Raw genomic sequence first — 20,075 nt, forward strand, 5'->3', positions numbered from 1 at the left:
CCGCTCCAGCAGGAGAGGGGCGCCCTTCAGTCGTTTCCGCCGGCATTTCCGTCGTCCGCCGGCTCTTCCGGCGTCTACTGCGCGCCGGGGCGCACCAGTCCGCTCTCGTACGCGTACACCGCCGCCTGCACGCGGTCCCGGAGCCCCAGCTTGGTCAGCACATGACCCACATGCGTCTTCACCGTCGTCTCACTGACGAACAGGTCCGCCGCGATCTCCGCGTTGGACAGCCCGCGCGCCACCAGCTTCAGCACCTCCACCTCACGGTCCGTGAGCGTGTGCAGGGTGTCCGGCACCGGCTCCTCACCGGACGGCAGATGCGTCGCGTACTTGTCCAGCAGCCGCCGGGTGATGCTCGGCGCGAGCATCGCCTCGCCGTTCGCCACCACCCGGATCGCCTGCACCAGCTCGTTGGCGGGCGCGTCCTTCAGCAGGAAGCCGCTCGCCCCGGCGCGCAGCGCCTCCACCACGTACTCGTCCAGGTCGAACGTGGTCAGCACCAGCACCTTGGCCGGACCGTCCCGGCCGGGCCCGGTGATCTGCCGGGTGGCCTCCACCCCGTCCATCCGCGGCATCCGGATGTCCATGAGCACCACATCCGGCTGCAGCGCTCGCACCTGGTCGAGGGCCTGGAGACCGTCACCGGCCTCGCCGACGACCGCGATGTCCTGCTCGGCCTCCAGGATCATCCGGAAACCCGTACGCAGCAGGGGCTGGTCGTCGACCAGTAGGACACGGATGGCCACCTGACACTCCTTCGCTAGTCCGGGCCCATTCTGCCCTGCCCCCGTTTCCCGCTTCACCCCGCCCGGGACCCCGCCGCGCGGACCGGCAGCGGATAGGGCGGGGGAGTGCCGCCGAACTCCGGGCAGTGCGCCCGGTGGTCGCACCAGCCGCACAGCTTGGTCGGCCGGGGCCGCCAGTCCCCGCTCTCCGTCGCCTGCCTGATGGCCTCCCACAGCGCGTGCAGCCTGCGCTCCACCCGCTCCAGATCGGCCGGCACCGGGTCGTACGTCAGCACGTCCCCGCTGCCGAGATACACCAGCTGGAGCCGGCGCGGCACGACGCCCTTCAGCCGCCAGACGACCAGGGCGTAGAACTTCATCTGGAAGAGCGCGCCCTCGGCGTACTCCGGGCGCGGGGCCTTGCCCGTCTTGTAGTCGACGATCCGCACCTCGCCGGTCGGCGCCACGTCCACCCGGTCGATGATTCCGCGCAGCCGCAGCCCCGAGTCCAGCTCGGTCTCCACGAACAGCTCCCGTTCGGCCGGCTCCAGCCGCGTGGGGTCCTCCAGCGTGAACCAGCGCTCCACCAGCCGCTCCGCCTCGGCGAGCCAGCCGGCCAGCCGCTCGCCGTCCGGATCGTCGGCGAACAGCTCGGTCAGCTCCGGCCGGCTCTCCCGCAGCCGTTCCCACTGCCCCGGGACCAGCGCCTTCGCCCGCGGCGCGGTCCGCTCCCCGGCGGGCGCGTCGAACAGCCGCTCCAGCACGGCGTGCACCAGCGTGCCCCGGGTCGCCGCCTCGCTCGGCTTCTCCGGCAGCCGGTCGATCACCCGGAACCGGTACAGCAGCGGACACTGCATGAAGTCGCCGGCCCGGGACGGCGACAGCGAGACCGGCGCGGCGGCGCTCCGCCCCCCGGCGGCCCCGCCCGGGCCACCACTCGCCGCGGGGCCGGCCCCGGCCCCGTCTCCCGCGTCCGACGTCACTGCCTCGTCGATGCTGCTGTCCATGTCCCAGACCATACGGCCCACCACTGACAGTGACCCAGTCGCGGCCCCCGCCACGGGGCGTCCGCCAGGCGAACACAAGGGGTGCCGGGGCGGAACGCGCCACCACGGGCGCATACCATCGACCAGAGACCTTCCGTCCGGCAGGTGCGGAAGACGCTTCGAACGAGGGGACACCGTGGACGTGAGCGGCGGGAGCGGGCAGCCGCGGTCCGGCAACGACAGGCCGGCGGCCGGGGCCTCCGCGGATCCTACGACCCCGGCGGCCGGACCCACCGATCCCCCGGGGAACACGTTCGACGACGACCGGACCGAGCACGAGGCCGAGAGCCGGCCCGGGACGACGGCGGAGGAGAAGGCGGAACACGGGGCGGAGAACACGGCCGGGGAAGAGGCCGAGGACTCCGCCCCGACCACAGCCCGCCCGACCCCGCCGCCCGCCCCGGCACCGACCGCCGACGCGAACGGCACGCCCACCGAAGACGGCCGATCCGACGCCGACGCCGAGGCCACGCACCGCCGGCCCGCCGGCCCCGGCACGGACGCCTCCGGCTCCCGGCCCGCCGGACACGGCACACCCCCCGCCGCGCACACCCCGACCGAGCCGCCCCAGAGCCCCGCCGCATCACAGCAGAGCCCCGCCGAGCCGTCGTCCCCGGTTCCCGCCGAGCAGCACCCGGCCCCGGCCCGCCCCGACCAGCGCGCCCCCGGCCCCGGCACCGGCCCCCACGCCGCCCCCGACCAGCACCGCCCGTTCGCCCACTCCGGCATCGCCAAGGGCCGGCCGCCCGGGCCGCGACCCAAGGAGCCCGGTCCCGGCGGAGGCATCCTCATGGGCCGGCCCTTCGGCGTGCCCGTCTACGTCGCGCCGAGCTGGTTCCTCGTCGCCGCCCTGATCACCTGGGTCTTCGGCGGACAGCTCGACCGCGTGCTGCCCGAGCTGGGCGCCGCCCGCTACCTGGTCTCCCTCTTCTTCGCGGTCGCCTTCTACGCCTCCGTACTGGTCCACGAACTGGCCCACACGGTCGCCGCGATCCGCTTCAAGCTCCCGGTCCGCCGCATCCAGCTGCAGTTCTTCGGCGGCGTCTCGGAGATCGAGAAGGAGGCCGAGACCCCGGGCCGGGAGTTCGTGCTCGCCTTCGTCGGCCCGCTGCTGTCCCTGGTGCTGGCCGGCGTCTTCTACCTCGCCATGAAACCGGTCGAGCCCGGCACCGTACCGGGCGTCCTGCTGGCCGGGCTGATGATCTCCAACCTCATCGTGGCCATCTTCAACTTCCTCCCGGGCCTGCCCCTGGACGGCGGCCGCATGCTCCGCGCCGTCGTCTGGAAACTCACCGGCAAGCCGATGAGCGGCACCGTCGCCGCCGCCTGGGTGGGCCGCGCCCTCGCCGTCTCCGTCCTGATCGGCCTGCCGCTGCTGAACTCCTCCGGCAGCCTCGGCGGCGGCGGAGAGGAGGTCGGCGGCATGGACACCGTCACCGACGCCCTGCTCGCCGCCATCCTCGCCGCGATCATCTGGACCGGCGCCGGCAACAGCCTGCGCATGGCCCGGCTGCGCGAACACCTCCCCGAACTGCGCGCCCGCACCCTCACCCGGCGCGCCGTACCCGTCGAGAACGACACCCCGCTCTCCGAGGCGCTGCGCCGCGCAAACGCCGCCGGTGCCCGCGCCCTGGTCGTGGTCGACCCCGACGGCACCCCGCTCTCCCTCGTCCGCGAGGCCGCCATCGTCGGCGTACCCGAGCACCGCCGCCCCTGGGTCGCCGTCAGCGGCCTCGCCCAGGACCTGACCGACGGCATGCGGGTCTCCGCCGAGCTGGCCGGCGAGGAACTCCTGGACGTCCTGCGCGCCACCCCGGCCACCGAGTACCTCGTGGTCGAGGAGACCGGCGAGATCTACGGCGTCCTGTCGGCGGCCGACGTCGAGCGGGCCTTCGTCAGAGCGATGGCCAGGCCGGCGCCCTAACGCCCCGAAGGGCCCCGGCCCCGCCCCCGCCCCCGCCCCTCCGTCGGTCAAGCCCTCCGCGGAGACCCGGTAGGCTGGTCACATGTCCGAACCGACCGGTGCCGCCCGCAGGCGCGGGCCCTTCAAGGTCGGGGACCAGGTACAGCTGACCGACCCCAAGGGTCGCCACTACACGTTCACGCTCGAAGCCGGAAAGAACTTCCACACCCACAAGGGTTCCTTCCCGCACGACGAACTGATCGGCGCTCCCGAGGGCAGCGTTGTCCGGACCACCGGCAACGTGGCCTACCTCGCGCTGCGCCCCCTGCTCCCCGACTACGTCCTCTCCATGCCCCGCGGGGCAGCCGTCGTCTACCCGAAGGACGCGGGGCAGATCCTCGCCTTCGCCGACATCTTCCCCGGCGCCCGCGTCGTGGAGGCCGGCGTCGGCTCCGGTTCGCTCAGCAGCTTCCTGCTGCGGGCCATCGGCGACCAGGGCATGCTGCACTCCTACGAGCGCCGCGAGGACTTCGCGGAGATCGCCAAGCAGAACGTGGAGCGCTACTTCGGCGGCCCGCACCCCGCCTGGCAGCTCACCGTCGGCGACCTCCAGGACAACCTGTCCGACACCGACGTCGACCGCGTCATCCTCGACATGCTCGCCCCCTGGGAGTGCCTGGAGGCCGTCTCCAAGGCGCTCGTCCCCGGCGGCATCCTCTGCTGCTACGTGGCCACCACCACCCAGCTCGCCCGGACCGTGGAGTCCATCCGGGAGATCGGCTGCTTCAACGAGCCGACCGCCTGGGAGACCATGATCCGCAACTGGCACATCGAGGGCCTGGCCGTCCGCCCGGACCACCGGATGATCGGCCACACCGGCTTCCTGCTCACCGCCCGCCGCCTCGCGGACGGCGTCGAGCCGCCCATGCGCCGCCGCCGCCCCGCCAAGGGCGCCTACGGCGAGGACTACGCCGGCCCCAACGCCGACGGCGGCGCCGGCCGCTGACCGGCCCCGCCTCCCCGCAACGCGAGGGCGCCGTGCCCGAGTTCCCCTCCACCACGGGAACTCGGGCACGGCGCCCGTCCGTTGACCCGGCACCGGCACAGGTGCCTCCCGCGCGGACGGACCGCCGGCGGACCCCGCCGTTCCCCCGCACTGTGACGTGTGGCACGATGCAGGCCATCCCACCGGCACCGCCCTCGCAGGAGACACTCCTCGTGCAGCAATCCGCCGTTCCGGAACTCGCGCACACCCGGACCCGGCCCATCCACTGGGTCGCCACCGCCACGGCCCTCGCGGGCGTCGTGGCGCTCTCCTCCGTCGTCCGGCCCGGACCGGCCACGGCCGCCCAGCCCGTCCCCGGCACCCGCACCGGGCCCGCCGCCGCGGCGCCGAGCACCACCGGCGTCGACTTCCCCCTGGACTGCGGTCCGGTCAAAGCCGTGGTCGTCAAGAAGTCCACCGGCGACCTGGACGGCGACGGAAGGCCGGAAACCGTCGCCGTGGTCCACTGCGACGCCCCCATGGGCACCCCGCCCGACGGGGTCTACGTCCTCACCCGAGGCGCCGGCGGCCGCACCGCACGCGTGGTCGCCACCCTGGTCCAGCCCAGGGAACGGCTCACCGTCACGGAATTCGGCATACGCGAACGCGGCGTTTCCGCCACCCTGCTCGGCTACTCCTCGGACGCCGTGCCCAGTTGCTGCCCCGACACGCGCACCCCGGCCACCTGGCGGTGGAACGGCAAGGCCTTCCTCCGCTCCACCCCGGCCGGGGCGCACAGCGTCTGAACCGGACTCACTCCGCCTCGGGGCCGTACACCTCGACCTTGTCCGAAACCCGGCGGACGTGGATGCACTCGCCGGGACACTCCTTGGCGGAGTCCACCACGTCCGTCAGGAGCGGCAGCGGCACCGGCACGGTCGCCCCCGGGGCCTGGAGCAGTTCGTCGTCCGCGCCCTTCACATACGCCAGCCCGTCGATGTCCAGCTCGAACACCTCCGGGGCGTACTGGGCACAGATCCCGTCGCCGGTACACAGGTCCTGGTCGATCCAGACCTCCAGTGCCTCGCCGCCCGGGGCCTCCTGCTGCACGGTCATCTCTCCTGCCTTCGGTTCGCCGGACGTCCCGGCGCCCCGAGGGCCGGCCGGGTCCGCACCAGCGGTCGTTGAACACCCCCGACCCTACCTCCGCCCGGTTCCCGGCCACGGGGCCCCGTCCCGGGTTTCCGGCCCGGCCCGCCCGGGTACCAGCGCCGGACCGGGAGAGGCAGGCACCGGCGGCCGGACCGATCGTCCCCAACCGCCGCGGCAGTGACACCGTCCGTTTGAACCATCGCTCTGCGTGATGATCGTACGAGCGCTCCGAGTGCTGCCCGCATCCCGGCCGAACGATCCCCATACGGACAACTCCGGCCAGTCACGGAGGGTTTCGACCACAGCATGCGTGGAACAAGCTGCTTTCCCCTCACGTTGAGTGGGTATCCCCTCCGTGCGAGGGAGTGTGCAGCGGGTGACCGACGACACACCTTGACAGTCTTTGTGATCTAGGGGTTTCAATCGACACCCACCCAGGTAGGGTCTGGAAGCGTCCAGCTCCCCTTGGAGGAGGTGAGGACCGTGGCAGCCCACGACGACGACATGAACCGCGGCATCCGCCCGGGACGCGGGTCCGACGACCCGGCCGGGCAGATCGCCTACCTTGAGCAGGAGATCGCCGTCCTGCGCCGCAAGCTCGCCGACTCTCCGCGTCACACGAGGATTCTCGAAGAGCGGATCGTCGAGCTGCAGACCAACCTGGCCGGCGTATCCGCCCAGAACGAACGGCTGGCCAACACCCTGCGCGAGGCCCGCGACCAGATCGTGGCCCTCAAGGAGGAGGTCGACCGGCTCGCCCAGCCGCCGGCCGGCTTCGGTGTCTTCCTGCAAGCCAACGAGGACGGCACCGCCGACATCTTCACCGGCGGCCGCAAACTCCGGGTGAACGTCAGCCCCAGCGTCGAACTCGACGTGCTCAGGCGCGGCCAGGAGGTCATGCTCAACGAAGCGCTCAACGTGGTCGAGGCCATGGCATTCGAGCGCGTCGGCGACATCGTCACCCTCAAGGAAATCCTCGAGGACGGCGAGCGCGCCCTCGTACTGGGGCACACCGACGAGGAGCGGGTGGTCCGGCTCGCCGAGCCACTGCTCGGCACCACCATCCGCGCCGGTGACGCCCTCCTGCTCGAACCCCGCTCCGGATACGTCTACGAGGTCGTGCCCAAGAGCGAGGTCGAGGAACTGGTCCTCGAAGAGGTCCCCGACATCGGCTACGAGCAGATCGGCGGCCTCGGCAACCAGATCGAGGCCATCCGCGACGCGGTCGAGCTGCCCTACCTCTACCCCGACCTCTTCAAGGAGCACGAGCTGCGCCCGCCCAAGGGCGTCCTGCTCTACGGCCCGCCCGGCTGCGGCAAGACACTCATCGCCAAGGCCGTCGCGAACTCGCTCGCCAAGAAGGTCGCCGAAGTCACCGGCCAGGCCGCCGGCAAGAGCTTCTTCCTGAACATCAAGGGCCCCGAGCTGCTCAACAAGTACGTCGGCGAGACCGAGCGGCAGATCCGCCTGGTCTTCCAGCGGGCCCGTGAGAAAGCCAGCGAGGGCACCCCCGTCATCGTCTTCTTCGACGAGATGGAATCCCTCTTCCGCACCCGTGGCTCCGGTGTCAGCTCGGACGTGGAGAACACCATCGTCCCCCAGCTGCTCGCCGAGATCGACGGTGTCGAAGGCCTGCAGAACGTGGTCGTCATCGGCGCCTCCAACCGCGAGGACATGATCGACCCCGCCATCCTGCGCCCCGGCCGGCTCGACGTGAAGATCAAGATCGAGCGTCCCGACGCCGAGGCCGCCAAGGACATCTTCGGCAAGTACCTCACCGAACGCCTCCCGCTGCACGCCGACGACCTCACCGAACACGGCGGGGACAAGGGCGCCACGGTCCAGGGCATGATCCAGACCGCGGTCGAGCACATGTACGCGGAATCCGAGGAGAACCGCTTCCTGGAGGTCACCTACGCCAACGGTGACAAGGAAGTCCTCTACTTCAAGGACTTCAACTCCGGCGCCATGATCGAGAACATCGTGGGCCGCGCCAAGAAGATGGCGATCAAGGACTTCCTGGAAAAGAGCCAGAAAGGCCTCCGCGTCTCCCACCTCCTCCAGGCCTGCGTGGACGAGTTCAAGGAGAACGAGGACCTGCCCAACACCACCAACCCGGACGACTGGGCCCGCATCTCCGGAAAGAAGGGCGAACGGATCGTGTACATCCGTACCCTCATCACCGGAAAGCAGGGCGCGGACACCGGACGCTCCATCGACACGGTGGCGAACACCGGTCAGTACCTGTAACGGCAGGGCGGCTGCGGGTGCCCTCGACGGGTACCCGCAGCCGCCTGTTTTTCCGGCCACGACCGGAGCAGCCAATGACGCAAATGATCTCCCCACCAGCGCAAAGGCGTTCTAGGCTCGTTCCTGCCGCCGAGTCGCGCCGTGCGGGGACGGGCACCGCACACGCACCGGAGCGCCAGCGCACTTGAGCGGCGCCCATGACCGAGGGTGCCGCCGGGCAAGGAGGGCCGCATGACCGTACGGCGAGTAATGGGCATCGAGACGGAGTACGGGATCTCCGTCCCCGGCCACCCCAACGCCAATGCCATGCTCACCTCGTCCCAGATCGTCAACGCCTACGCGGCGGCGATGCACCGGGCCCGCCGGGCCCGCTGGGACTTCGAGGAGGAGAACCCGCTGCGGGACGCGCGAGGCTTCGACCTCGCCCGGGAGGTCGCCGACTCCAGCCAGCTCACCGACGAGGACATCGGCTTGGCCAATGTGATCCTCACCAATGGCGCGCGCCTGTACGTCGACCACGCCCACCCCGAATACAGCGCCCCCGAGGTCACCAACCCCCGCGACGCCGTCCTCTGGGACAAGGCCGGCGAGCGGATCATGGCCGAGGCCGCCGAGCGGGCCGCACAGCTCCCCGGCGCCCAGCCGATCCACCTCTACAAGAACAACACCGACAACAAGGGCGCCTCCTACGGCACGCACGAGAACTACCTGATGAAGCGGGAGACCCCCTTCTCGGACATCGTGCGCCACCTGACGCCCTTCTTCGTCTCCCGCCAGGTCTTCACCGGCGCCGGCCGCGTCGGCATCGGCCAGGACGGACACGAACACGGCTTCCAGATCAGTCAGCGCGCGGACTACTTCGAGGTCGAGGTCGGCCTGGAGACCACGCTCAAGCGCCCCATCATCAACACCCGCGACGAGCCGCACTCGGACGCCGAGAAGTACCGCCGCCTCCATGTGATCATCGGCGACGCGAACCTCTCCGAGATCTCGACGTACCTCAAGCTGGGCACCACGGCCCTGGTCCTGTCCATGATCGAGGACGGCTTCATCGCCGTCGACCTCGCCGTGGACCAGCCCGTCCGCACCCTGCACCAGGTCTCCCACGACCCCTCGCTGAAGCGGCTGGTCACCCTCCGCAGCGGACGCACACTCACCGCCGTCCAACTGCAGATGGAGTACTACGAACTGGCCCGCAAGTATGTCGAGGAGCGCTACGGCGCCGACGCCGACGACCAGACCAAGGACGTCCTCAGCCGCTGGGAGGACACCCTCACCCGGCTGGAGAACGACCCCATGAGCCTGGCCGGCGAACTGGACTGGGTCGCCAAGCGCGAGCTGATGGAGGGCTACCGCCGCCGCGACGACCTCGACTGGGACGCCGCCCGGCTGCACCTGGTCGACCTCCAGTACGCCGACGTACGCCCCGAGAAGGGCCTCTACAACCGTCTGGTGGCCCGCGGACGCATCAAGCGCCTCCTGGACGAGTCCGAGGTCGACAGGGCCCGTACGAAGCCGCCGGAGGACACGCGGGCGTACTTCCGCGGCCGGTGCCTGGAGCAGTACGCCGACGACGTCGCGGCCGCCTCCTGGGACTCGGTCATCTTCGATCTCCCGGGCCGCGACTCCCTCCAGCGCGTCCCAACCCTGGAACCACTACGCGGAACGCGAAATCACGTCAAGGAGCTGCTGGACCGCTGCCGGACGGCGGAAGACCTGGTCAGGGTCCTGTCCGGGAACTGAGCACGGTCAGCGGGCACTGGTACGGCCCCGGGCGGGCGGGGTGGAAACCCCACCGCCCGGGAATCATCGAGGTGGGCCCCGCACGTTGTGGAAACTGCGGGGCCGATGTCGGACCCGGCCTATAGGGTCTGATCATCACCGATCGGCAGGCGAACTGAGCGGGGTGAGGTTATGGCGACCAAGGACACCGGCGGCGGCCAGCAGAAGGCCACCCGGTCCACCGAGGAGGTCGAGGAGCAGGCGCAGGACGCGCAGGCTTCCGAGGACCTCAAGGAACGACACGAGAAGCTGTCGGACGACGTGGACTCGGTACTGGACGAGATCGACGACGTACTCGAGGAGAACGCCGAGGATTTCGTGCGCTCCTTCGTGCAAAAAGGCGGAGAATAAAGGCGGAATGGTCACTCTGCCTTCGAAGTGAAGGTTGCGGGGGAACTCGGTGGCTGAGGAGCCGAACGCGAAGGAATGCAGGAAGTGCGGGCGTGAACTGCCCCTCGCCTCCTTCGCCAGGGACAGGCACAGGCGTGACGGCCTCCAGGTGCACTGCCGGGAGTGTGTGGCGCGGTACAGCGCCGCGCACTACCGGCGTCGCCGGGAGGCGGAGGGCAAGCCGGTCCGGGAGAAGGCGGATGTTCCGGTCGGGCACAAGCTCTGCCGGACGTGCGGGGAGGTCGGACCGCACAGCGAATGGCATCGCAACGCCACCGCTTCCGACGGACTGTCCACGCGCTGCAAAGTGTGCCGGGCGGCGCTCGGGCGGGAGGACCACCTGAGGCGCAGGTACGGCCTTACCAGAGCCGAGCGTGACGAGTTGATCGCCTCCCAGGGGGGCGTCTGCTGTATCTGCCTGGCCGCCGTGCCGGCGCATGTGGATCACTGCCATCAGACGGGTAGGGTCCGTGGCGTACTGTGCTTCAGCTGCAATGCCGCACTGGGGCAGTTCAAGGATCAGCCCGAGGTCATGAGGCGGGCTGCTGCTTATGTGGAAGGAATCGCGTGGAAGCCAACACTCGTAGCACCGGGCGTCTACCAGCTGCCTTCCTGACGCCAGGATCCTCTTCGTTCATGGACTTCCTCTCCGAGCACCAGCCCGAGCTGCTGCCCGGCAACCGGCAGCTGCCGCCCACACAGGGCGTGATCGAGGCGCCGCACGGCACGACCATCGTGGCCGTGACGTTCCCCGGCGGGGTCGTGCTCGCCGGTGACCGCCGGGCCACGATGGGCAATGTGATCGCCCAGCGGGACATCGAGAAGGTGTTCCCGGCCGACGAGTACTCGGCGGTCGGCATCGCCGGCACCGCCGGCCTGGCCGTGGAGATGGTCAAGCTCTTCCAGCTGGAGCTGGAGCACTTCGAGAAGGTCGAGGGCGCCCAGCTGTCGCTGGAGGGCAAGGCGAACCGGCTGTCGACGATGATCCGTTCCAACCTCGGCATGGCCATGCAGGGCCTGGCCGTGGTCCCCCTGTTCGCGGGGTACGACGTGGACCGCGAGAAGGGGCGCATCTTCTCCTACGACGTCACGGGCGGCCGTTCCGAGGAGCACAACTTCGCGGCGACGGGTTCGGGCTCGGTCTTCGCCCGGGGCGCGATGAAGAAGCTGTTCCGGGCCGACCTGACCGAGGAGCAGGCCACCACACTGGTGGTGCAGGCCCTGTACGACGCGGCTGACGACGACTCGGCGACCGGTGGTCCCGATGTCGCCCGCCGGATCTACCCGATCATCACCGTGATCACCGAGGACGGCTACCGGCGGCTCACCGAGGAGGAGTCCTCGCAGCTCGCCCGCGCGGTGCTGCAGAAGCGTCTGGAGGAGCCGGACGGCCCGAAGGCCGCTCTGCTCTGAGCGCGGGCCCGGTTCTTATCAAGGTGATCCAGTGACCATGACAGAAAGGGACGGATAACCGGTGTCGACGCCGTTCTATGTCTCACCCCAGCAGGCCATGGCCGACCGGGCGGAGTACGCCCGCAAGGGCATCGCCCGTGGCCGCAGCCTGGTCGTGCTGCAGTACGCCGACGGCATCGTGTTCGTCGGCGAGAACCCGTCCCGCGCGCTGCACAAGTTCAGCGAGATCTACGACCGGATCGGCTTCGCGGCGGCCGGCAAGTACAACGAGTACGAGAACCTGCGGATCGGCGGTGTGCGCTACGCCGACCTGCGCGGTTACACCTATGACCGCGACGACGTCACCGCGCGCGGCCTGGCCAACGTCTACGCGCAGACGCTGGGCACGATCTTCTCCTCGGCGGCCGAGAAGCCGTACGAGGTGGAGCTGGTGGTGGCCGAGGTCGGGGAGACCCCGGAGGGCGACCAGATCTACCGGCTGCCGCACGACGGCTCGATCGTGGACGAGCACGGCTCGGTCGCGGTGGGCGGCAACGCGGAGCAGATCAGCAGCTTCCTGGACCAGCGGCACCGCGACGGCATGAGCCTGGCGGAGGCCCTGAAGCTGGCGGTACAGGCGCTGTCCCGGGACACCAACGGCAGCGAGCGGGAGATCCCCGCCGAGCGGCTGGAGGTGGCGGTGCTGGACCGTACGCGTCCGCAGAAGCGGAAGTTCAAGCGGATCGTCGGCCGGCAGCTGGACCGGTTGCTCGCGGTGGACGGTGCGAGCACGGAGGCGGAGAGCTCCGCGGAGGAGGGCTCCGAGGAGGACTGATCCTCCTTCCGCGCACGACGGAGAACGCCCCGGCCCGGCATGGGCCGGGGCGTCGCGCGTCCTAGGAGGTGCGGGGCGGGGCCGTGGAGCCGCGGACGACGAGGTGGACGGGGATGTCGCCGCTCTCCGGCCGGCGGCCCTCCAGGACGGCCAGCAGGGCCCGCATGCCGCGTTCGCCGAACAGTTCGGCGTCCAGTCGGACCGTCGTCAGCTCGGGGTCGATGGCGGTGGCGAGGGCCAGGTCGTCGAGGCCGGTGACGGAGATGTCGTCGGGGATGCGCAGGCCGAGGCGGCGCAGGGCCTTGTAGGCGCCGGCGGCGAGTTTGTCGTCGTCGCAGACGATGGCGGTGGGCCGGGGGCCGGCCGCGGTGAGGGCGGTCTCGGTGGCGGCGAGCGCGCCGTCGATGGAGATCGGGGCGCGTGCGGTGCGGACCTCGGTGCCGGGGACGGCGGCCATGCGGGCGGCGAGTTCCGCCGCGCGGATCTCGAAGGTCCAGGAGGGTACGTCGGCGGCCAGGTGGAGCACGCGGCGGTGGCCGAGGCCGAGGAGGTGTTCGGCGACCTGGCGGACGCCGTCGGTGATGTCGAGGTTGACGGTGGCGGCGCCGAGGCTGCCGGCCGGGTCGCTGTCGAGCATGACGAGGGGGAGCTGGTCGCCGCGGATGGCGGTGAGGGCGTCGGCGGCCATGGAGGAGGCGATGACGCCGTCGAGGGCGGCCTGGGCGGAGGCGAAGGGGTCGCGGGCGGGGCCGATGCCCTCGGGGGAGGGGTAGAGGACGACGCCGAAGCCGTGCGCGGCGGCCACGCGGGCGGCGCCGGTGTAGACGCCGGCGAAGAACTCGGTGGTGAGGGCGGGCACCACGAGCAGGACGGTGCGGGTGCGGCCGAGGCGGAGGTTGCGGGCGGCGAGGTTGGGGCGGTAGCCCAGTTCGCGGGCGGCCTGGCGGACGCGTTCGGCGGTGGTCTCGGAGACCCGGCCGCGCCATTTGTCGCCCAGCACGAGGGAGACGGCCGCCTGGGAGACCCCGGCCGCGTGGGCGACGTCCCGGCTGGTCGGGCGCGTGCTGCTGCGTGCCACGGTGGGCGTGCTCCTTCGTGTGGACGTGCGAACAGCGCTCATGGTACGTATGAAGAGAGACGTTATACGTAACACTTGGAGGCAGGCATGGCCGCGGGATACGTGGAGATCCTGAGGGCGAGGCATGCGCTGCGGCTGCTCGCCGGGACCTTGGTGGGCCGGCTGCCGAACGCGACCGCGGCCATCGCCCTGGTGCTCTTCGTCCGCGCCGAGGGCGGCAGCTACAGCCTGGCCGGCGGCCTCGCGGCCGTGTACGGCGTCGCGAACGCCGTGGGCCAGCCGGTGCTGGGCCGGCTCGTGGACCTGTACGGCCAGCCGCGCGTGCAGCTGCCCGCGGCCGTCCTGGCGGCCCTGGCGATGACGGTCTTCGCGTTCTGCGGCACCGACCCGCTGCCGCTGGCGTACGCGGCGGTCGCGGTGTCCGGCCTGTTCGCGCCGCCGCTGGAGGGCGGCCTGCGGGCCCTGTGGCCGTCCGTGCTGCGCCGTGAGGACCAGGTGCACACCGCGTACGCCATGGACGCCATCGCGCAGGAGGTCATGTTCACCGTCGGCCCGCTGCTGGTGACCTTGTGCGTGTCCGTGTGGGACGAGCGGGCCGCCCTGCTGGTGCTGAACCTGCTGGGTGTGCTGGGTGCCCTGTCCGTGGTCGTCTCGCCGCCCTCGCGCGCGTGGCGCTCGGCCCCGCGCGAGGCGCACTGGCTGGGCGCGCTGCGCTCGCCCGGCCTGCTCGCGCTGCTCGCCGCGTTCCTGTTCGTCGGCATCGCGCTGGGCTCCATCACGGTCGCCGCGGTGTCGTACGCGGACGGTCACGGCGGCGACGCGGTCTACGGCTGGCTGATGGCCGGGCTCGGTCTCGGCGCGCTGGCCGGCGGCACGGTGTACGGCGCCCGCCGGTGGGCCGGCCCGCCCGAGCGGCGACTGCGGGTCCTGGTGGCTCTGCTGGCGGTGTGTTACCTGCCGCTCACGCTGACGCCGGGCACGGTCGCCATGGTGCTGCTCAGCGTGGTCTCCGGCGTCTTCCTGGCACCTTGCATCGCCTGCGCGTTCATCATCGTGGACCGGCACGCCCCGCGCGGCACGGTCACGGAGGCGTTCTCCTGGCTCGTGACGACGTTCACCGTGGGCGCGTCGGTGGGAACGGGCCTGGCGGGGCCGGTGGTGCAGGTCGGCGGAACCGTGTGGGGCTTCGGCCTGCCGAGCGTGGCCGGAGCGGTGTCGTTGCTGGTCCTGCTCGCCACCGGAGGGGTCCTCGCGGCTCCCGCGCGGGGCGCGGTCGTTGCGGCTTCATCGGAAAATGATCCAGATCGTGCCGCCGAACCCCGTTTCAGCTCGGGGGATCGGGCGTAATGTTCCTTCATGGACCGCCGCATTTTCGGGCTGGAGAACGAGTACGGCGTCACGTGCACGTTCAGGGGACAGCGCCGCCTGTCTCCTGACGAGGTGGCGCGATACCTCTTCCGCCGTGTCGTGTCATGGGGCCGCAGCAGCAATGTCTTTCTGCGAAACGGCGCCCGGCTCTATCTCGACGTGGGCTCACATCCGGAATACGCCACACCCGAATGTGACAACGTGATCGAACTGGTCACCCACGACAAGGCCGGCGAGCGCATTCTCGAAGGACTCCTGGTGGACGCGGAACGACGCCTGCACGAGGAGGGAATCGCGGGCGACGTCTACCTCTTCAAGAACAACACCGACTCGGCGGGCAACTCCTACGGCTGCCACGAGAACTACCTCGTGGCCCGGCACGGGGAGTTCTCCCGGCTCGCGGACATCCTCATCCCCTTCCTGGTCACCCGGCAGCTGCTGTGCGGCGCCGGCAAGGTGCTCCAGACCCCGCGCGGGGCCGTCTACTGCGTCAGCCAGCGCGCGGAGCACATCTGGGAGGGCGTCTCCTCGGCGACGACCCGCTCCCGGCCCATCATCAACACCCGCGACGAACCGCACGCGGACGCGGAGCGTTACCGCCGGCTGCACGTCATCGTCGGCGACTCGAACATGTCCGAGACCACCATGCTGCTGAAGGTCGGCGCCACCGACCTGGTGCTGCGCATGATCGAGGCGGGCACGGTGATGCGCGACCTCACCCTGGAGAACCCGATCCGGGCGATCCGCGAGGTCAGCCACGACATCACCGGCCGACGCAAGGTGCGCCTGGCCAGCGGCCGGGAGGCCTCCGCGCTGGAGGTGCAGCGCGAGTACTTCGACAAGGCGCTGGACTTCTGCGACCGCCGGGGCATCCGCACCGGCACGGTGGCGCGGGTCCTGGAGCTGTGGGGCCGCACGCTGGAGGCCATCGAGACCGAGGAACTGGACCGGGTCGAGACCGAGATCGACTGGGTCATGAAGTACAAGCTCATCGAGCGGTACCGGGCCAAGCACAACATGACGATGTCGCATCCGCGGGTCGCCCAGATAGACCTCGCCTACCACGACATCCACCGTCGTCGTGGTCTGTACTACCTGCTGGAGAGGAAGGGCCAAGCCGCCCGGATCTGCAACGACTTGAAGATCTTCGAGGGCAAGTCGGTTCCTCCGCAGACCACTCGGGCCCGACTGCGCGGCGACTTCATCCGGCGGGCGCAGGAACAGCGCCGGGACTTCACGGTCGACTGGGTGCACCTGAAGCTCAACGACCAGGCGCAGCGCACCGTCCTGTGCAAGGACCCGTTCCGTTCGGTGGACGACCGGGTGGAGAAGCTGATCGCGGGTATGTAGCGGCACCGGGCGGATCGTCCGTCCGCCGCGACATGCCGGGACGCCACACGGGCGCCGTACGTTTTCCGTACGGCGCCCTTCCCGCGTCGTAGAGTTGCGCGCACGTCCTCCGCAAGATCGACCGATTACGAGGCTCTTCCGTGCGCCGACGCTCGCTTCTCCTCGCCGCCGTACCCGCAGGACTTCTCACGCTCGCCGGCTGCGGTGACGACTCGTCCGACTCCGGCGGGACAGGCCCCTCGCCATCGGGTTCGGCGTCCTCCGCGCCGCCGCCGAAGCTGGTGCGGGGGCCGTTGCCGGCGGTCACGGCGGGCGAGAGGTTCGGCGAGAAGCCCACGGTCGCCAAGGGGCCGGGCGAGCCGTCGAAGAACATCGCGGTCCGGACGCTGATCGCGGGCGGCGGGCGGACGGTCGCGGAGAACGACTTCATCCGCGCGGACTATCTCGGACAGATCTGGGACACCGGCAAGGTGTTCGACAACTCCTACGACCGCAAGCGCCCGCTGGTCATCCAGCTCGCCCAGGGCAGCATCGTCGACGGCTGGCGGTACGCCCTGCAGGGCAAGAAGGCCGGCTCACGGGTGCAGATCGCCGTCCCGCCGGCCTGGGGTTACGGCAAGGGCGGCAACCCGCAGGCGGGCATCAAGGGCACCGACACCCTGGTCTTCGTCATCGACCTGATCGAGTCCTTCAACTCCGGCAGTTCCGCCAAGGGCACCGCGGTCCCGCAGGACGACGCCGCCCTGCCGAAGGTGGGCACCAACACCGACGGCAAGCCGCCGAAGGTGACCGTGCCCAGGACGGACCCGCCGAAGAAGCTCGTGTCGCAGTACGTCCTGGAGGGCGACGGGCCCGGGCTGAAGGCGGACCAGACGGTGCTGTGCCAGTTCCAGGGCCTGGTGTGGGACGGCGGCAAGACGTTCGAGCGGACGTACGGCTCGAACCGGCTCAGCCAGTTCTCGCTGAAGCAGATGCAGGAGGTGGTGAAGGGCCTGGCGCAGGGACTGACCGGCAAGAAGGTGGGCAGCAGGGTCCTGATCGTCGTCCCGCCGGAGCTGGGCTACGGCGACAAGCCGCCGGGCGGCGGGGTCATCGAGAAGGGCTCCACTCTGGTGTTCACGGTGGACATCCTCGCGGCGATGTAGCCGGGGCCCGGGGCGGGCGGGGGACCGGCGGGGATGAAAGACTGTCGGCGATTCCATGCCGTACACACGCAGGAGCTTTTGACGTGAGCATCGAGAAGCCCGAGATCGACTTCCCTGAGGGCCCGCCGCCGGCGGACCTCGAGATCAAGGACATCTGGGAGGGCGACGGGCCGGTCGCGCAGGCGGGCCAGACGGTCACCGTCCACTACGTGGGCGTCGCCTTCAGCACCGGCGAGGAGTTCGACGCCAGCTGGAACCGCAACTCTCCGTTCCGCTTCCCGCTGGGTGCCGGCCGTGTCATCGCGGGCTGGGACCGCGGCGTGCAGGGCATGAAGGTCGGCGGCCGCCGCCGGCTGACCATCCCGGCCCACCTCGCCTACGGCGACCAGAGCCCGACCCCGGCGATCAAGCCCGGCGAGACCCTCATCTTCGTGGTGGACCTCCTCGGCGTCTGATCCCCACCGGGGCGTCCGGAACTGACCGGACGTGATCACCTGGGGCCCATGCCTGTCCGGGCATGGGCCCTCGGCTTTTGCCCGCGCCCCGCGGAGCGGTACGGTCATCGGTCGGAAGCACCATAGGGAAGGCGAAGGGCGTCGATGGCCATTGCCAAGGCCGAGCGGCTGATGAACCTCGCGCTGTGTCTGCTCGGCGCACGCCGGCCGCTCAGCAAGCGCGAGCTGCGCGAGTCCATCGAGGCCTATCTGGAAGCGGGCTCCGACGACTCCTTCAACCGCATGTTCGAGCGGGACAAGGACGATCTGCGCGAGCTGGGGCTGGTCATCGCGACCGTCGAGAACCTCGACGGCGAGGTCGGCTACCTCGCCCGCCGCGACAGCAACCGGCTGCCCCCCATCACCCTGGACGCCGAGGAGGCCGCCGCCCTCGGTCTCGCCGCCAAGGTCTGGCAGCAGGCCCGGCTGGCCGGCGCGGCCAGCGGGGCCCTGCAGAAGCTGCGCGCCGCCGGCCTGCCCGAGGACGTCGACCCGTACGAGGCGCACGGCGCCCTGGAACCGCGCATCCCGGTGCACGAGGCCGCCTTCGAACCGCTGATGCTGGCCTGCCGCGACCGCCGCCCGGTCCTCTTCGACTACCGCAAGGCGAACGCCGCCCGCCCCGAGCCCCGGCACGTCGAGCCGTGGGCACTGGAATGCTGGCGCGGCCACTGGTACCTGGCCGGTTTCGACCGTGACCGGGGCGCCGAACGCGTCTTCCGGCTGTCCCGGATCACCGGCAAGGTCCGCTCCCGGGGCACGGGCTTCACCGCGCCGGTGCCGGACGTCGTCACCGTGCGCGAGACCGTCGCGAGCTGGGCCGGCGAGATCGCCGACCGCTCGGCGCTGATCCGGCTGCGTTCCGGCGCCGGCTACCCCCTTCGGGCGAAGGCCGCCAAGGTCCGGGAACTGGGTGACGGCTGGGACGAGCTGGAGATTCCGTACGGGCACGGCCTGGACGCCTGGCTGGTGGAGTTCGGACCGGACGTGGTGGTCCTGGAGCCGGCCGAGCTGCGGGCCGACGTGGTGGACCGGCTGCGCGCCGTGGCGAAGGACTGAGGGGGAGCGGGACAGTGGCAGGCAGACCGGCCAGGACCGGCAACGCGATCGACCAGACCCGGCGGATGCTCTCCCTGGTGACGTATCTGCGCGAGCGCCCCGGCGCCCGGATCGCCGACGTCGCGCGCGCCTTCGGCATCAGCGAGGACGAGCTGGTCGCCGACCTCGATGTGCTGCCCATGTGCGGCACCAGCTTCCGCGGCGGCGATCTGCTGGACATCGACACCGACGGCGAGCGCATCTGGTGGCACAACCCGGCCGCGCTCGGCGAGGAGGCGGCCGAACCGCTCCGGCTGGCCGCCGACGAGGCCACCGCCCTGCTGGTCGCCGCCCGCGCCGTGGCCACCCTGCCCGGCCTGCGGGAGAGCGACCGCCAGGCCCTGCTGCGCGCCACCGCCAAGGTGGAGACCGCGGCCGGGGAGGCGGCCGGCGCCAGCTCCCGGCTGTCGGTGACCTTCGAGTCCGAGGGCGGTGTCTTCGCCGACGTCGACCGGGCGATCTCCGAGCGCCGCCGGCTGTGGATCCGCTACTACTCACCGGCCCGCGACGAGGTCACCGAGCGTGAGATCGACCCCATCCGGCTGGTCAGCGTCGGTCACACCTACGTCGAGGCGTGGTGCCGCCGCTCCGAGGCCCGGCGCACCTTCCGGCTGGACCGGGTCGCCGAGATCAAGATCCTCGACGCGCCGTCGGCCCCGCCCGAGATAGAACTGCGCGACCTCTCCGAGGGCCTGGTGCAGCCGGCCGCCGAGGACCCGGAGGTCGTGGTCGAGGTCGGCCCCGGCGGTCGCTGGGTCGCCGAGTACTACCCGCACGACAGCGCCGAGGAACTGCCCGACGGCGGGCTGCGCATCACGCTGCGCACCCCGGACCCGGCCTCGCTGCGCCGGCTGGCGCTGCGGCTCGGCCGCGACGGCCGGATCGTCTCGCCGCCCGAGCTGGCCGAGAGCGCCCGCCGTGCGGCCCGCGAGGCCCTGGCGGCGTACGACGTCCCGGCCGGCGCGGCGCGGCTGTCGTAGGCGGCGGGGGCCGAGCGGCCCGCGGGACCGGGGCCGTACGGCCCTGACCGTGAACGACCAGGTGTGATCGGCTACGACCAGAGGATTCGGCGGCACCGGAAA

At 71.1% G+C, this 20,075-nt stretch carries 19 protein-coding genes; 15 read left to right on the top strand and 4 right to left on the bottom strand.

The window, feature by feature from the left end; translation table 11 throughout:
• Window positions 1-74: 74 nt before the first annotated feature.
• The gene (locus SCK26_RS29725) at window positions 75-746 is read right to left on the bottom strand and encodes a response regulator (protein ID WP_030608351.1); all 672 of its coding nucleotides are present in this window, start codon (window positions 744-746) and stop codon (window positions 75-77) included.
• A 53-nt stretch (window positions 747-799) separates the two neighbouring features.
• Window positions 800-1,732 carry a RecB family exonuclease gene (locus tag SCK26_RS29730; RefSeq protein ID WP_318204421.1) on the bottom strand — a complete coding sequence of 311 codons (933 nt, stop codon included), beginning with the start codon at window positions 1,730-1,732 and terminating at the stop codon, window positions 800-802.
• Between the two features lie 175 nt (window positions 1,733-1,907).
• Between SCK26_RS29730 and SCK26_RS29735 the strand changes: the two genes are divergently transcribed.
• The 3 genes from SCK26_RS29735 (at window position 1,908) to SCK26_RS29745 (ending at window position 5,465) form a co-directional block, all read left to right on the top strand.
• Complete coding sequence (locus tag SCK26_RS29735) at window positions 1,908-3,695, top strand: site-2 protease family protein (RefSeq protein ID WP_318204422.1); 1,788 nt, start codon at window positions 1,908-1,910, stop codon at window positions 3,693-3,695.
• 82 nt (window positions 3,696-3,777) lie between these two features.
• Window positions 3,778-4,680 carry a tRNA (adenine-N1)-methyltransferase gene (locus SCK26_RS29740; RefSeq protein WP_030608343.1) on the top strand — a complete coding sequence of 301 codons (903 nt, stop codon included), beginning with the start codon at window positions 3,778-3,780 and terminating at the stop codon, window positions 4,678-4,680.
• Between the two features lie 212 nt (window positions 4,681-4,892).
• On the top strand, window positions 4,893-5,465 hold the full coding sequence (locus SCK26_RS29745) for a hypothetical protein (protein ID WP_318204423.1): 573 nt from the start codon (window positions 4,893-4,895) through the stop codon (window positions 5,463-5,465).
• Between the two features lie 7 nt (window positions 5,466-5,472).
• On the opposite strand, the gene SCK26_RS29750 is transcribed toward SCK26_RS29745, so the two are convergent.
• Window positions 5,473-5,775, bottom strand: a complete 303-nt coding sequence (locus SCK26_RS29750; protein ID WP_030781352.1) for a ferredoxin — start codon at window positions 5,773-5,775, stop codon at window positions 5,473-5,475.
• Between the two features lie 519 nt (window positions 5,776-6,294).
• On the opposite strand from SCK26_RS29750, the gene arc reads away from it, so the two are divergent.
• The 6 genes from arc to prcA all read left to right on the top strand — a co-directional run bounded on the left by arc (window position 6,295) and on the right by prcA (window position 12,460).
• On the top strand, window positions 6,295-8,061 hold the full coding sequence (gene arc / locus SCK26_RS29755) for a proteasome ATPase (RefSeq protein WP_318204424.1): 1,767 nt from the start codon (window positions 6,295-6,297) through the stop codon (window positions 8,059-8,061).
• Window positions 8,062-8,292: 231 nt separating this feature from the next.
• Window positions 8,293-9,804, top strand: coding sequence for a depupylase/deamidase Dop (gene dop, locus SCK26_RS29760; protein WP_412080792.1), 1,512 nt, complete (start codon window positions 8,293-8,295; stop codon window positions 9,802-9,804).
• A 171-nt stretch (window positions 9,805-9,975) separates the two neighbouring features.
• On the top strand, window positions 9,976-10,194 hold the full coding sequence (locus SCK26_RS29765) for a ubiquitin-like protein Pup (protein WP_020939002.1): 219 nt from the start codon (window positions 9,976-9,978) through the stop codon (window positions 10,192-10,194).
• A 49-nt stretch (window positions 10,195-10,243) separates the two neighbouring features.
• Entirely contained in the window at window positions 10,244-10,849 is a 606-nt protein-coding gene (locus SCK26_RS29770; protein ID WP_318204425.1) for an endonuclease VII domain-containing protein, read from the top strand.
• The gene (gene prcB, locus SCK26_RS29775) at window positions 10,801-11,646 is read left to right on the top strand and encodes a proteasome subunit beta (RefSeq protein ID WP_318204426.1); all 846 of its coding nucleotides are present in this window, start codon (window positions 10,801-10,803) and stop codon (window positions 11,644-11,646) included. Before SCK26_RS29770 ends, prcB begins: the two co-directional genes overlap by 49 nt.
• Window positions 11,647-11,707: 61 nt before the next feature.
• On the top strand, window positions 11,708-12,460 hold the full coding sequence (prcA, locus tag SCK26_RS29780; RefSeq protein WP_318204427.1) for a proteasome subunit alpha: 753 nt from the start codon (window positions 11,708-11,710) through the stop codon (window positions 12,458-12,460).
• Window positions 12,461-12,521: 61 nt separating this feature from the next.
• On the opposite strand, the gene SCK26_RS29785 is transcribed toward prcA, so the two are convergent.
• On the bottom strand, window positions 12,522-13,538 hold the full coding sequence (locus SCK26_RS29785) for a LacI family DNA-binding transcriptional regulator (protein ID WP_318204428.1): 1,017 nt from the start codon (window positions 13,536-13,538) through the stop codon (window positions 12,522-12,524).
• 87 nt (window positions 13,539-13,625) lie between these two features.
• Between SCK26_RS29785 and SCK26_RS29790 the strand changes: the two genes are divergently transcribed.
• The 6 genes from SCK26_RS29790 to SCK26_RS29815 all read left to right on the top strand — a co-directional run bounded on the left by SCK26_RS29790 (window position 13,626) and on the right by SCK26_RS29815 (window position 19,973).
• Window positions 13,626-14,885 (top strand): MFS transporter, encoded by a 1,260-nt coding sequence (locus tag SCK26_RS29790; RefSeq protein WP_318204429.1) that lies wholly within the window; start codon window positions 13,626-13,628, stop codon window positions 14,883-14,885.
• Window positions 14,886-14,894: 9 nt separating this feature from the next.
• Window positions 14,895-16,256 (top strand): Pup--protein ligase, encoded by a 1,362-nt coding sequence (gene pafA / locus SCK26_RS29795; RefSeq protein ID WP_318204430.1) that lies wholly within the window; start codon window positions 14,895-14,897, stop codon window positions 16,254-16,256.
• Window positions 16,257-16,396: 140 nt separating this feature from the next.
• The gene (locus SCK26_RS29800) at window positions 16,397-17,401 is read left to right on the top strand and encodes an FKBP-type peptidyl-prolyl cis-trans isomerase (protein WP_318204431.1); all 1,005 of its coding nucleotides are present in this window, start codon (window positions 16,397-16,399) and stop codon (window positions 17,399-17,401) included.
• 83 nt (window positions 17,402-17,484) lie between these two features.
• Window positions 17,485-17,856 (top strand): FKBP-type peptidyl-prolyl cis-trans isomerase, encoded by a 372-nt coding sequence (locus SCK26_RS29805; protein WP_318204432.1) that lies wholly within the window; start codon window positions 17,485-17,487, stop codon window positions 17,854-17,856.
• Window positions 17,857-18,000: 144 nt separating this feature from the next.
• Entirely contained in the window at window positions 18,001-18,954 is a 954-nt protein-coding gene (locus SCK26_RS29810) for a helix-turn-helix transcriptional regulator (protein WP_318204433.1), read from the top strand.
• 14 nt (window positions 18,955-18,968) lie between these two features.
• Window positions 18,969-19,973: a helix-turn-helix transcriptional regulator gene (locus tag SCK26_RS29815; RefSeq protein ID WP_318204434.1), complete on the top strand. Its 1,005-nt coding sequence runs from the start codon at window positions 18,969-18,971 to the stop codon at window positions 19,971-19,973.
• Window positions 19,974-20,075: the final 102 nt, after the last annotated feature.

The organism is Streptomyces sp. SCL15-4, from assembly GCF_033366695.1.
Taxonomy (GTDB): domain Bacteria; phylum Actinomycetota; class Actinomycetes; order Streptomycetales; family Streptomycetaceae; genus Streptomyces.

Excerpts from the sequence above, each read along its gene's own strand:
- SCK26_RS29790 (WP_318204429.1), top strand. The coding sequence starts at position 13,626 with ATGGCCGCGGGATACGTGGAGATCCTGAGGGCGAGGCATGCGCTGCGG.
- SCK26_RS29730 (WP_318204421.1), bottom strand. The coding sequence starts at position 1,732 with ATGGACAGCAGCATCGACGAGGCAGTGACGTCGGACGCGGGAGACGGG.
- dop (WP_412080792.1), top strand. The coding sequence starts at position 8,293 with ATGACCGTACGGCGAGTAATGGGCATCGAGACGGAGTACGGGATCTCC.
- pafA (WP_318204430.1), top strand. The coding sequence starts at position 14,895 with ATGGACCGCCGCATTTTCGGGCTGGAGAACGAGTACGGCGTCACGTGC.
- SCK26_RS29750 (WP_030781352.1), bottom strand. The coding sequence starts at position 5,775 with ATGACCGTGCAGCAGGAGGCCCCGGGCGGCGAGGCACTGGAGGTCTGG.
- SCK26_RS29810 (WP_318204433.1), top strand. The coding sequence starts at position 18,001 with ATGGCCATTGCCAAGGCCGAGCGGCTGATGAACCTCGCGCTGTGTCTG.
- SCK26_RS29740 (WP_030608343.1), top strand. The coding sequence starts at position 3,778 with ATGTCCGAACCGACCGGTGCCGCCCGCAGGCGCGGGCCCTTCAAGGTC.
- SCK26_RS29765 (WP_020939002.1), top strand. The coding sequence starts at position 9,976 with ATGGCGACCAAGGACACCGGCGGCGGCCAGCAGAAGGCCACCCGGTCC.